The 12,416-nt window shown below is 68.1% G+C and carries 14 protein-coding genes; 11 read left to right on the plus strand and 3 right to left on the minus strand.

Features of this window, described 5'->3' with window-relative positions:
* Window positions 1–357 precede the first annotated feature (357 nt).
* Window positions 358–543, minus strand: coding sequence for a PspC domain-containing protein (locus tag F6B42_RS15150; protein WP_150420032.1), 186 nt, complete (start codon window positions 541–543; stop codon window positions 358–360).
* A gap of 172 nt (window positions 544–715) precedes the next feature.
* On the opposite strand from F6B42_RS15150, the gene F6B42_RS12630 reads away from it, so the two are divergent.
* Both F6B42_RS12630 and F6B42_RS12635 read left to right on the plus strand, forming a co-directional pair.
* Complete coding sequence (locus F6B42_RS12630; protein WP_150420033.1) at window positions 716–1,804, plus strand: type I restriction enzyme HsdR N-terminal domain-containing protein; 1,089 nt, start codon at window positions 716–718, stop codon at window positions 1,802–1,804.
* 93 nt (window positions 1,805–1,897) lie between these two features.
* Window positions 1,898–2,149, plus strand: coding sequence for a hypothetical protein (locus tag F6B42_RS12635; RefSeq protein ID WP_150420034.1), 252 nt, complete (start codon window positions 1,898–1,900; stop codon window positions 2,147–2,149).
* Here F6B42_RS12635 and F6B42_RS12640 read toward each other — a convergent pair whose 3' ends face one another.
* A complete protein-coding gene (locus F6B42_RS12640) occupies window positions 2,150–2,434 on the minus strand; it encodes a hypothetical protein (protein ID WP_150420035.1) in 285 nt (94 codons plus the stop codon).
* A gap of 79 nt (window positions 2,435–2,513) precedes the next feature.
* On the opposite strand from F6B42_RS12640, the gene F6B42_RS12645 reads away from it, so the two are divergent.
* Window positions 2,514–2,747, plus strand: coding sequence for a hypothetical protein (locus F6B42_RS12645; protein ID WP_150420036.1), 234 nt, complete (start codon window positions 2,514–2,516; stop codon window positions 2,745–2,747).
* 34 nt (window positions 2,748–2,781) lie between these two features.
* Here F6B42_RS12645 and F6B42_RS12650 read toward each other — a convergent pair whose 3' ends face one another.
* On the minus strand, window positions 2,782–3,423 hold the full coding sequence (locus F6B42_RS12650; protein WP_191089356.1) for a hypothetical protein: 642 nt from the start codon (window positions 3,421–3,423) through the stop codon (window positions 2,782–2,784).
* A gap of 116 nt (window positions 3,424–3,539) precedes the next feature.
* Between F6B42_RS12650 and F6B42_RS12655 the strand changes: the two genes are divergently transcribed.
* From F6B42_RS12655 to F6B42_RS12690, 8 genes are all read left to right on the plus strand, one after another.
* Window positions 3,540–3,791, plus strand: coding sequence for a hypothetical protein (locus F6B42_RS12655; RefSeq protein WP_150420038.1), 252 nt, complete (start codon window positions 3,540–3,542; stop codon window positions 3,789–3,791).
* A 46-nt stretch (window positions 3,792–3,837) separates the two neighbouring features.
* A complete protein-coding gene (locus tag F6B42_RS12660; RefSeq protein WP_150420039.1) occupies window positions 3,838–4,734 on the plus strand; it encodes a dihydrodipicolinate synthase family protein in 897 nt (298 codons plus the stop codon).
* A gap of 297 nt (window positions 4,735–5,031) precedes the next feature.
* Complete coding sequence (locus F6B42_RS12665) at window positions 5,032–5,514, plus strand: GtrA family protein (protein ID WP_223878489.1); 483 nt, start codon at window positions 5,032–5,034, stop codon at window positions 5,512–5,514.
* A complete protein-coding gene (locus F6B42_RS12670) occupies window positions 5,511–7,019 on the plus strand; it encodes a glycosyltransferase (protein WP_223878490.1) in 1,509 nt (502 codons plus the stop codon). The genes F6B42_RS12665 and F6B42_RS12670 overlap by 4 nt, the downstream gene beginning before the upstream one ends.
* Window positions 7,016–9,034, plus strand: a complete 2,019-nt coding sequence (locus F6B42_RS12675) for an ArnT family glycosyltransferase (RefSeq protein ID WP_150420042.1) — start codon at window positions 7,016–7,018, stop codon at window positions 9,032–9,034. The genes F6B42_RS12670 and F6B42_RS12675 overlap by 4 nt, the downstream gene beginning before the upstream one ends.
* A 52-nt stretch (window positions 9,035–9,086) precedes the next feature.
* The gene (locus F6B42_RS12680) at window positions 9,087–9,986 is read left to right on the plus strand and encodes a DUF4397 domain-containing protein (RefSeq protein WP_150420043.1); all 900 of its coding nucleotides are present in this window, start codon (window positions 9,087–9,089) and stop codon (window positions 9,984–9,986) included.
* Window positions 9,986–11,584: a class F sortase gene (locus F6B42_RS12685; RefSeq protein ID WP_150420044.1), complete on the plus strand. Its 1,599-nt coding sequence runs from the start codon at window positions 9,986–9,988 to the stop codon at window positions 11,582–11,584. The genes F6B42_RS12680 and F6B42_RS12685 overlap by 1 nt, the downstream gene beginning before the upstream one ends.
* Before the next feature lie 46 nt (window positions 11,585–11,630).
* Window positions 11,631–12,413 carry a polyprenol monophosphomannose synthase gene (locus F6B42_RS12690; protein WP_223878491.1) on the plus strand — a complete coding sequence of 261 codons (783 nt, stop codon included), beginning with the start codon at window positions 11,631–11,633 and terminating at the stop codon, window positions 12,411–12,413.
* The last annotated feature ends 3 nt before the right edge of the window (window positions 12,414–12,416 follow it).

The raw sequence follows: 12,416 nt of genomic DNA on the forward strand, positions 1-12,416 counted from the left end.
GACGAGGCCGAGGGTTGGCGGGATGCTGAAGCGCAGCTTCCGCAGGAGGCCCTCCTGAGTGCCAGGTCCGGTCAGCAGGTAGAGGGCCAGCAGAGCCGTTGCGGATGCGACGACGCCGTTGACGGCGCGATCGTGAATCGACCGAACCGGCTGCTTCTCTCTCGGCGTCAACCGCGCTGCAGAAGCAATCAGTAGCGCGGCCAAGGGGAGTGCGAGAGCGGGTGACGGTGTGTTCAGCATGAGCGCCGCGCCGCTCCTCGATGCGCGCGGAAGTCGACCATGATCCACGTAGGCAGGCGAGTTCCCTGGGCGCGTGGTTCTCGCCACTACTGGCACGGGCCTGGCTCGAGGCTCCTCTCACTCGCGAGGCAGCGCGATCCACAGAGCGATGTAACAACCGGCGGCCGCGCCTAGCGAGACGAAGCCGGCGACGACCGTTGCGATGCGGACCGCGGTGGCGGACACTCCGAGCTGACGGGCCACGCCTCCGCACACTCCAGCGATCAGTCGATCATTCTTCGCCCGCGCGATTCGTCTGTTCACGCCGACACCCTATTCAGAGCCATGGCGTGTACGGGACGATTGTGCCCGACTTGGCAAACCGCACCGCATCAACGAGTGCCTTCGATCGAAGGATCCGGAGTGCGCCTTTGCAGTGGCAGCGGCGTGCACCCGCCTTGTAGTGTCACGGGAAACAGACATTCCGGGGGAAAATGTGGAGTTTCAAGACCGTATAGCCGCGCTCGCGAGCAAAGTGTCGAATCAATCTGCTTCGATCGGAACCGAGGAAGCCACGAAAAACGCCTTCGTGATGCCGTTCATCGCGTCGATTCTCGGATACGACGTTTTCGACCCGCTCGAGGTGGTCCCTGAGTACACGGCTGACGTCGGTATCAAAAAGGGCGAGAAGATCGACTACGCCATCATGCGTGACGCCGAGGTGCAGATCCTGATTGAATGCAAGGCTTCGACAGGAGTGCCGAAAATCGAACACGCCTCGCAGCTGTTCCGGTACTTCGCCACGACGAACGCGCGCATCGCGGCGCTGACCAACGGCGTCGTTTGGCAGTTCTACACCGATCTCGATGCGCCGAATCGGATGGATGCCAAGCCGTTCCTCGTGCTGGATCTGCTCGACATCGACGAGACGCTCATCCCAGAGGTGCAGAAACTCAGCAAGGAGAGTTTCGACCTCGAATCCATCATCAACGCAGCGGAGGAACTGAAGTACGTCGGGGCTCTGAAGCGCGAGATCGCCGGACAGTTCCGCGAGCCCAGCGATGAATGGATCAAGTTTTTCGCTCAGCGGGTGTATGAGGGCTCGTACACTGCGCGCGTGCGAGAGCAGTTCACCGCGCTCGTCACGAAGGCATCCCGCCAATTCCTCACGGAGAGCGTCAACGATCGGCTGAAGGTCGCTCTCGGCGCAGGAGTATCTGTCGCTCCGACGGATGCATCGCCATCAGTGATATCGAGTATCGCGCCCGCGCAGGATGACATCGATCGGGACACGGAGATCGAGACGACCCTCGAGGAACTTGAGGGATACCAGATCGTGAAGGCCATCGCATGCGGCGAGACGAAGCCGCATCGCATCACGCATCGGGACGCGAAGAGCTACTTCGCCGTGCTTCTGGATGACAACAATCGGAAGCCGATTGCGCGGCTGCACTTCAATTCGCGGCAGAAGTACCTGGGGCTTCTCGATGAGTTGAAGTCTGAGACACGGCATCCGCTCCAGGACCTCGACGACATCTATGCGCACGCGGATGCCATTCGAGAGGCGGTCCTTCGGTACCGGTGATCCGAGACCGCTATCGGCCGTACGTGCTCAGGTATCGGACCAGGTGCGCCCCATTCGGATCGCGATCGCGGGGGAGCCTGTTACGGTCACGGGATGAGACGGGTCGTCGAGCGCTGGGGGCGGAAGTACGCAGGTTCGATGTTCTCTCTGGCCGTGGTGCAGTCGGTCCTGTGGACGGTACTCGCGGTCATCTGGACGGCCGAGGTCATTCGGGAGTGGAATCCCTGGCGGCTGCCGCTGATCGTCGGATCCCTCGGCCTCGCACTGGGCTGGGGTGTTGTCGCGACGAGCGCGGGCCTGCATCGACGCCGGCTGCGTGACGCGGCCAGATCGAAGGTCGAATGATCAGCCGAATGCGGCGACGCGCTTCTCGAGTCGGATGCGCTTCCGGTTGAGTCGCGCGAGCGATGTCACCCCGACAGCCAACATCTTCGTCTGCTTTCCGAGGCTCGGGAGCCCCTGTTCTCGCAGCGCCGATTCGATCTCGGTACGGTCGGCCTCGGGCATCGTTCCCACCAGGGCGCGCGCTCGTCGGAACCCGGTCGAGTTCAGGGGATGCGCCGCGATCCGACGATTCACGTCGACGAGTCGTTCGCGCGCTGCGGCGAGGGCGGTCGGGTGATCGGTCACGCTTCTCACGACATCACGCGGACGTGAACGACGGCTGAGTGGCGACGGGATCACGGGGTCGACCTGTTACGGTCGGGCAGTGCAGAAATGGTGGGAGAGGATAGCCGCGGCATCCGCCACGACCCCGTTCGGCGTCGTCGTCATGCAGGCGGTGCTCTGGGTCGTGATGTCGATCCTGTGGATCTCGTGGTCCGTGGGGGAGGTCGATCCGATCCGCCTCGTGCTGGCGATCATCTCGCCGCTCCTCGTGTTCTACTGGGTGGTCGCCCTGCTGGTCGCGCTGCAGCGACGTCGTGCCGAAAAGGCCGACTGACCGATCATCGAACGGACGGACCTGCCCGAAAGCATCAGGTCGACAGCGCCGCGAAGGCCGTGATGCTGATCGCGAGCGCGACGAGGGAGATCGCGCCGAAGACGAGTGCAGCCCGGCGGGAGCCGTTCCTCCAGCAAGAGACACCGACTCCTGCCGACGCGAGGGTCGCGGCGACGGCCGTAGCTCCACCGCCCGCGATTGCGACGGTGCGCGCGAAAGCCCCGCCGAAGATCACGACCAGGTACACGACGAAGACTGTGACCACCGCACATACCGCGAAGAGGCCGCCGCATACCCAACCCATCACCTCCCATGGGTCGGAGACGATCTCGGCCGTTCGTATCTGCTTCTGACGGATGAGGGCTTCAGCGGGGATGGGGATCTCATCCGGGATCACGCTCAGGTGCCGAAGCTGCTCTTCGTTCGCTCCGGTGGCCGCCAGCCATCGCAGGTACGCTTCGGTCGCTTGCGGGTCATACTCGCCGAACCCGAGCATGTATCGCGCCGCTTGGTCCGCGTGGCCGCCGTCACGATAGATGCCTGCGAGTGTCGATCTCAGCGACAAGTCGTATGGGTCGAGAATCAGGCGTTCGCGAAGCATGTGGGCGGCCCTGCCGATGTGTCCGGAGCGAGCCAGCGCGGCCGCTCGCTCGAGGAGCTGATCTTCCGACTGCACGTGAGAATTATCAGGGAGAATGGTCGCGTTCACCCATCTGGCGGAGCGAGGTGTCGCCGCACAGCCTTCGCTCGGTCGAGACGCCCGCCGCCCGGGGGTTTGGATAGATTTTCCCCATGGGTGCGAAGCTGCACGGCCGGCTGATCGCTGCAAGCGCGACGGTCTCTCTTCTCGGAGCGATCATCACGATCGTCTACCTGTTCCAGCCCTGGCGCCGGTGCGACGGCGAGGACACGTCGGCGGGATGCGCGATGCTCCCCGCTGATGCTGCGGTGATGGCCGTTGCCGCGCTTCTGACGATCGTCGCGGTGACGGTTCTCATCGTCTCGGTCATGACCCGCAGGGCTGTGCCTCGTCCTCGTCGGTAGGCTGGGAAGCGTTTTCCGACGACGTATCGCGAAGAAAGAAGGCCGCATGACCGACCTGACCGGCGCCTGGCCTGTGGTGCTCACCCCCTTCACCTCCGACGACGACGTCGATCACGACGCGCTCGCCGCCTACGTCGAGTGGCTCATCGCCTCCGGAGCGAACGGACTGTTCGCGGTGGCGCTGTCGGGGGAGATGTACGAGCTGACCTCGACCGAGCGGGTCGCCGTGGCACGAACCGTGGTCGACGCGACCGCCGGACGGGTGCCGGTCGCGGCATCCGTCGTCTCCGCCACCGACACCGACGCGGCGATCACCGAGGCGCGCGAGCTCGCGGAGGTCGGCGTCGACATCGTCGTGCTCATCGCCTCGGCGTTCGTGGCGGACGGCGAGCCCGACGAGAAGCTCGTCGATGCGGTGGGCGCGATCGGGGCGGCTCTGCCCGACGTGCAGCTCGGCCTCTACGAATGCCCCATTCCGTACCACCGGCTGCTGTCCGAGGAGACCGTGGCGGCCCTCGCGGCGACCGGGCGCGTGGCGTTCTTCAAGGAGACGACGCACGACGTCGATCGCATGGGTGCGCGGGTGGCCGGGGCATCGGGAACACCGCTCCGCGTCTTCAATGCGGGCATCGAGAACCTCGCCGAGTCCGTCGAGGTCGGCGTCGCAGGACTCTCCGGATGGGTGGTCAACGTCGCCCCCGACCTCGTCGCACGCCTGTGCGAGCGGGCAGCCGTCGATGGGCTGTCGAGCGAGGTACTCGAGCTTCAGCACCTGCTCGGCGACGTCGAGCAGCGGATGGCACCGACCTATCCGTCGTCGGCGAAGGCTATCGCCGCTCGCCGAGCCGGACTGACGTGGCAGACCCGCTCGCGGTGGCGTCCACGTCAGGTGAATGAGGAACTCGTCGCCGAACTGGCGGCGATCCTCGACGACGCTCGCTGACGCGGGCCGCCGAATTCTTCGCGCCCGGCGTGGCGCTGCTCCGTCTCGACGTGTCGACTCACGCTCCTCGGCGCGCACCGCGTGCTGCGGCCGAGTCGTGAGAAGAACACCAGGTTACGTGAGCCTGGGAACCCCCTGACCGTTCCAAACCGATCTCTCCCTGGCTTCGGATCACCGACCATGGGGACGGATATCGATACTTTGGCGACGAAAAGTAGTTGGGGACAGCGACCGGAGGCTTCACTGCCGGAGGCGAAAGCCGCTGGCGAAGCGGATTCCGGTCATGTCGCGCGGCCGGTGGGACTGCGCACGCGACTCATCGGGCAGCTCGCCAGTTTCGGCCTGGTCGGCGGACTCGCCTTCGTGGTCGACCTGGCGGTCTACAACGCCGTGCGCGCGACTGTTCTGCAGGACTCTCCCATCTGGTCGAAAGTCGTCAGCGTGGCGGTGGCCACCGCGTTCGCGTGGCTGGGCAACCGCTATCTGACATTCCGGCGCGAGCGTTCGCCTCACGCCGTCCGCGAGGGCGTCCTGTTCGCCGTCGTGAACGTCGTCGGTCTGCTCATCGCCGCCGGCTGCCTCTTCGTCTCGCACTACGTGCTCGGCTTCACCTCGCAGCTGGCCGACAACATCTCGGGCAACGGCGTCGGCCTCGTGCTCGGCACCGCGTTCCGATTCGCCGCGTATCGATGGCTCGTCTTCTCTCCGCGCTCGCGCACTCTGCGCGTCCCGCGTTCCGCTCGTCGAATCGTCCGTCTGGACACCGGAGGTCCCTCGTGATCCCTACCGACCGTCTTCTCGCCCCCGCCAGCACTCAGCCCGACCCGGCCCCGACACCCGATCCGCTGCTGACCCCGGTCGCCCCGGCTCCGGGGCAGCAGCCCGTCGGGGGACTCGACGTCCCCGCGCCCGTCGAGTCCGGCGTTCCGGCTCCCGTCGACGGACTGTCGGCCTGGTCGATCGGGGAGTGGATCGGGTACAGCGGGATCATCCTGCTCGCCCTGGTCCTCACCGCGATCGCCGCGACCACCCTGTGGTGGATGCTGCACGCGTGGCGTTCCGCGGCAGATCTCCGGGCGACGCAGTTCAGCTCGTCGCCCCGGCCCGCGCGGCACCGTTTCACCCTGCTGGTGCCCGGGCGCCACGAGGAGGAGGTCATGGGCCAGACCCTCGACCGCCTCGCACAGCAGGACCACCCGGACTTCGAGATCATCGCCATCGTGGGTCACGATGACCCCGGCACCGAACTCGTCGTGCGCGAGGCCGCCGCTCGGCATCCGCACCTCATCAAGGTCGTCGTCGACGACAGCGTGCCCAAGAACAAGCCCAAGGCCCTGAACCGAGCGCTCACCATCGCGACGGGAGACGTCGTGGGCGTGTTCGACGCCGAAGACGAGGTGCACCCCGGCCTGCTGACCGTCGTCGACTCGAAGTTCCAGGAGACCGGCGCGGACGTCGTGCAGGGCGGTGTCCAGCTCATGAACTTCGAGACGAGCTGGTGGTCGCTGCGCAACGTGTTGGAGTACTACTTCTGGTTCCGCTCCCGGCTGCACTTCCACGCCCGCTCCAAGTTCATCCCCCTCGGCGGCAACACGGTGTTCGTCACCCGCGATCGCCTCGAGTGGTCGCAGGGGTGGGACGACCAGTGCCTGGCCGAGGACTGCGAGCTCGGGGTCCGGCTCTCGAGCGACGGCGCGAACGTCGTCGTCGCCTATAACCCCGAGTACGTGACCCGCGAGGAGACCCCGCCGACCCTGATGTCGCTCTACAAGCAGCGCACGCGCTGGAATCAGGGCTTCCTGCAGGTGCTCGGCAAGGGCGAGTGGAAGAAGCTGCCCACCCTCCGTCAGCGCATGTACGCCCGTTACCTGCTGAACATGCCGTTCATCCAGGCGGCGACGGGCGTGCTGATCCCGATCTCGATCGCCTTCATCCTGCTGGTGAAGGTGCCCACCGCGGTCGCCCTCATCACCTTCCTCCCGCTCCTGCCGACGATCGTGACGCTCGTCGTCGAGGCGGCAGGGCTGACGGAGTTCGGCCGGGTGTACTCCAAGAAGGTGCGCGTTCGCGACTACGTGAAGCTCGTCCTCGGCCTCGTGCCGTACCAGATCTTCCTCGCCGCGGCCGCTGTCCGTTCGGTCGTCCGGCAGCTGCGCGGTGACGGCAGCTGGGAGAAGACCGAGCACACGGGAGCCCACCGCGACGCCTCCGCGTCCCCGACCGCACACGACGGAGCCGCATCGCCGGCGCTCGTCGCAGCCGCAGCATCGGAGGAGAACAAGTGACCTCGACACTCGACCGCTCGCCCGAGGCGACCGCGTCTGCGCCCGCGCCCGCCGCCGAGACGGACGACCGTTCCGCCGGCACGCGCCGCCGCTCGCGGTGGCGTGCGCGCCTGACCGACCTCGCGTGGCTGGTGCCGGCCCTCATCGCGGGGCTCGTCGTCAACGCGATCAATCTCGCTGGTTCGCCGCAGCGCATCGACGACGAAGGCACGTACACCGCGCAAGCGTGGGCCATCGGCAATCTCGGCGAGCTCACCCATTACACCTACTGGTACGACCACCCGCCGCTCGGCTGGATCCAGATCGCCGGGTACGCCGGGCTGACCGGAGCGTGGGACCGTCACGACATCGCGGTCATCGCGGCGCGCGAGGCGATGCTCGCCGCAACGGTGATCGCGGCGATCCTGCTCTGGTTCGTCGTCCGGCGCATCGGCTTCGCACGCGCCGCGGCATCCGTCGCCGTCCTGCTGTTCCTCCTCTCGCCGCTGGCGGTGCAGTTCCACCGTCAGGTGTACCTCGACAACATCGCCACGGCCTGGCTGCTCGGCGCGCTGCTGCTCGGCATGAGCCGCAACAAGCAGCTGCTCGGCTTCATCGGGGCGGCCCTGGCTTTCGGAATCGCGGTGCTCACGAAGGAGACCTACCTGCTGGCCCTTCCGCTGCTGGTGTGGTTCATGTGGCGTGGCGCCGACCGCACGACACGGCGATACACGCTGTCGGTGTCGGCGGCCGTCTTCGCGCTGCTCGGGTTCGCATACGTCGCCTTCGCCCTGGTCAAGGGCGAGGTCATGCCGGGGCCCGGCCGCGTCAGCCTCTTCGAGGGGCTGGCCTTCCAGCTGGCCTCCCGCGAGGGCAGCGGATCGCTGCTCGACCCCGAGAGCCTGATGTCGCGAACCATCGGCATGTGGTGGCAGCTCGATTCGGTGCTCATCATCACCGCGCTCGCGGCGTCCGTCGCCGCGCTGTTCGTGCGGCGCCTGCGCCCGTGGGCCATCACGCTCCTCGCGCTGACGGCGTTCATGTTCCGGGGCGGCTACCTGCCCGTGCCCTACGTCATCATGCTGCTGCCGTTCGCCGCGATCGTGATCGCCGGCATCGGCCAGGTCGCCGTCGAGCGACTCCGCTCCCGCACCGGTCGGCACACGGTGCTGTCGCGGGTCGGCGGAGCGGGCATCGCCGCCGGGATCGTCGTGGCGATGGTCGCCGCCGTCCCGCTGTGGACGACCCAGCTGCGGGGATTCCTGCTCGCAGACCTCGACCGGCCCCTGCGAGACGCCGAGACCTGGATGGTCGAGAACGCTGCCGCGGATGCACGCATCCTCGTCGACGATGCGATGTGGGTCGATCTCGTCGACGAGGGCTTCAACCGCGAGGACGTCGTCTGGTACTACAAGGCCGACACCGACTCCGACGTCCAGGCACTCGCTCCGGATGGATGGCGCGATTACGACTACGTCGTCACCACCGATTCGATGCGCACCTTCCCGACCGAGTTCCCGACGGTTCGTCAGGCGATCGACAACAGCGTGGTCGTGGCCTCCTTCGGAGAGGGCGCGCAGCAGGTCGACATCCGTTACATCGACCGCGAGCAGTCCGGTCTCGAACAGGCGGCCGACGACGGGCTGTACGCTGCTCGATCGCTCGCCGGACAGCAGCTGCTGACCAACCCCGGTGTGGGCGTGCCGGTCGAGGAACAGGACCTGATGACCTCGGGCGTCGTCGACGGCCGCATCCTGCTCAGCCTCGCCCAGGTCGCGGCGATCGGGCGCGTCGACATCGCCGACATCGCCCAGCTCGACGGCGATCCCTCCGGTGTGCACCGTCAGCTGGTCATCAGCTCGTTCGTCGGTGAGGATGCGCGCGGAAACGGGGCCGGGGCGGATGCCGCGCTCCGCTTCTTCCGCTCGCTCACCGGCGCTCTCGCTCCGCTGTCCGTGGAGCGCGGGGATGCCGGGGTCGTCGTGACCTTCTCTCCCGTCGAACCCGCCGACCTCCTGCCGCGACCCGCGGCGTGACCCCCGTGCCGGGCGGAACCCTTCCCGGCTCAACCCCGAAGAAAGGATCACCATGATTCGGAACACTTCGCACATCGACCCCACCGCTCGCACGTCGCGGCGCGGCATCCGCGGTCTGGCGCTCGCCGCCGCTGCGGTCATCCCCTTCGCGATCGGCGTGGCCGTCGCTCCGGCCGCATCCGCCGCACCTGCGGAGCCGGGCGGGTGGGCCCGCGTCGCCCACCTCTCGCCCGACACGAAATCCGTTGACGTGCAGATGACCGCGCTCGCCGGCGGCGCCGTCGTCTACGAGCTCGACGACGTCGCCTACGGCGCGGTGAGCGATTACATCCCGCTCGCGGAGGGCACGTACGTCGTCTCGATGGTGCCCTCGGATGCCGCGGACGACGCGGAGCCGGTCGTGCAGCAGTCCGTGGATGTCGCCGCCGGCGGCCCCGTGACGGTCGCGGCCTACGGCGTCAACGCCGACCTGCAGACGGTCGTCTTCCAGGACGACCTCTCGGCACCGGCCGCGGGCGAGGCGCGCGTGCGCGTCATCCAGGCCTCGACGGTCGAGCCGACTGTGAGCGTCGACACCGCGCAGGGTCGACCGATCGCGCGTGACGTGCCGACCGGGTCGGCCACGGATTACGCCGCCGTCGCGGCGGGATCGTGGAACCTCGAGCTCACCGGCGCCGACGAGGTCTCGTCGGCGGCCGTCGATCTGCCCGCCGGATCGGTCTCGACGCTGTTCGTGCTCGACACCGCGGCGGGATCGCTCACGGCATCGGCCGTGACCGACTCCGCCACCCTCGCCGACATGCCCGTCGGCGGCATCGAGACCGGTGGCGGCGGAACCGCGCGCGACGAGATCTCACCGGTCGGCATCGCCCTGGGAGCCGGCGCTCTGGTGGGCGGAGCCGTCATCGCGATCGTCGCTGTGCGACGCCGCGGATCGCGGGAAACCGTCTGATGCGGGCGCCGCGAGTTCTCGCGGCGGCCGCCTCGGCCGCCGCCGTCGCACTGGCGGTCACCGCCTGTTCCGGGCCGGTCACCGATGGTGCCGAATCGGAGCAGGGCGCCACGGCGGCGGCCGACGCCTTTTTGGACACGTACGTCGACGAGGGGCGCGTCGTGCGCACCGACCAGGGCGGCGACACGGTGAGCGAGGGGCAGGCGTACGGTCTGCTGCTCGCCGTCGTCGCCGGAGACGAAGCGCGCTTCGACGACATCTGGGACTGGACCACCGCGAACATCCAGCGCGACGACCTTCTGCTCGCGTGGCGGTGGGAGGGCGGTTCCGTCGTCGACGACGAGCCGGCATCGGATGCCGATCTCGATGCGGCGCGCGCTCTCGTGCTCGCCGGCGAGGCCTTCGGCCGGGATGACCTGACGGACGACGGTCTCGCCCTCGGCGAAGCTCTGCTCGACGAGATGACGGCGACCACCGATCTCGGCCGGATCCTGCTGCCGGGCACGTGGGCGACGGCCTCGCCGCACGCCTACAACCCGTCGTACGCGTCGCCGGCTGCTTACGCCGTCCTGGCGGATGCGTCGGACGACTCCCGCTGGGACGAGCTCGCCGACGGCAGCCACGCCGCCACCGAGGCCCTGCTGGATGCGAACGCCCTTCCCACGAACTGGGCGACGGTCGCCACCGACGGATCGGTGGCCATCGCGGGCGCAGCCGACGGTACCGGCGAGCCCGGCTACGGGTACGACGCGGCACGCGCGTCGATCCGTTATGCGGAGTCCTGCGACCCGGCCGACACCGTCCTCGCCGGGCGGATCGCCGCGGCGCTGCCGGGCGAGGAGCAGCTGCCCGCCGAGCTCGACTCCGGCGCCGGCGCAGTCACGACCGATCAGCATCCCGTCGCCTACGCCGCACGCGCTGCCGCATACGCCGCGGACGGCCGTGCCGACGACGCCCGCGCGGATCTCGCGCGGATGGGGGACACCGCGACCCGGACGCCGACCTACTACGGCGATGCCTGGAACGCCCTCGCCGAGGCGATGCTCACCGACGACGCACTGGCCGGGTGCCCCCCGCTCGAGTCGTCGTCGACGGCCGCGGCATCGAGCTCGAGCGCCGGGGCCCTCCAGGATCCGGTGCGGGCTGCGGCGGCGTCGGATGCCGTCCCGGTGCACGTCTCGATTCCCGCGATCGGCATCGAGTCCGACCTCATCGGTCTCGGACGCGGCGCGGACGGCTGGATCGAAGCACCGGCCGACTACAACGACGTCGGCTGGTACGAGGACGGGGTCGTTCCGGGGCAGATCGGGCCGGCGGTGATCGCCGCGCACGTCGACTCGAAGACGGCACCCGCGGTCTTCCACAACCTCCCGCAGCTGAGACCCGGCGACACGGTCTCGGTGACGCTCAGCGACGGGACCGTCGCCGACTTCGTCGTCACGGGCCAGCAGAGCGTCAAGAAGCACGGCTTCCCCACCGAATCGATCTACGCACCGGTGCCAACTCCGGAGCTCCGACTCGTCACCTGTGGCGGGCCCATCAGCTCCGAGACCGGGCTGTACGAAGACAACATCGTCGTCACGGCGATCGCGGCCTGAGACCCCCGCACCCCGACCGACCCACACGTGAATGGAGATTGCCGAGATGAACGTCGCGCTCACCATCGTTCCCACCTATAACGAGATCGAGAACATCGAGGGGATCGTCGACCGCGTCCTCGCGGTGGGACTGTCGGACGTCCTGATCGTCGATGACTCCTCGCCCGACGGCACGGGTGAGCTCGCCGACCGTCTCGCCTCGCAGCACGCGGGCGTGCACGTGCTCCACCGCACCTCGAAAGACGGTCTCGGCCGGGCGTATCTCGACGGATTCGCCTGGGGGCGCGCCCGCGGTTTCGATGTGCTCATCGAGATGGATGCCGACGGCTCGCATCAGCCGGAATCGCTTCCGACCATGCTCGACGAACTCCGGACGGCCGACATCGTGCTCGGCTCCCGCTGGGTGCCCGGCGGGCGCGTCGTCAACTGGCCGCTGCACCGCAAGGTGCTGAGCATCGGCGGGAACGTCTACGCGCGCCTCGCCCTCGGGATCGACATCCGCGACGCCACCGGCGGCTTCCGCGCGTACCGCACGACCGCTCTCGAGACGATCGGCCTCGACGGCGTCGAGTCGCACGGGTACTGCTTCCAGCTCGACCTGCTGTGGCGCGGGCTGGAGCGCGGTCTGCACGTCGTCGAGGTGCCGATCACCTTCGTCGAGCGCGAACACGGCGAGAGCAAGATGAGCAGTGACATCGTCCGCGAGTCCCTGTGGAAGGTCACGGTCTGGGGAGTGCGACGGCGTCTGACGGCCGTGCGCGAGCTGGTCGTGAACCACCGCCGGCTTCCGTCGGTCCGCGCCAACACGCGGCGGCTCGCCCCTTCCTGACCC

Source organism: Microbacterium radiodurans, assembly GCF_008710705.1.
Taxonomy (GTDB): domain Bacteria; phylum Actinomycetota; class Actinomycetes; order Actinomycetales; family Microbacteriaceae; genus Microbacterium; species Microbacterium radiodurans.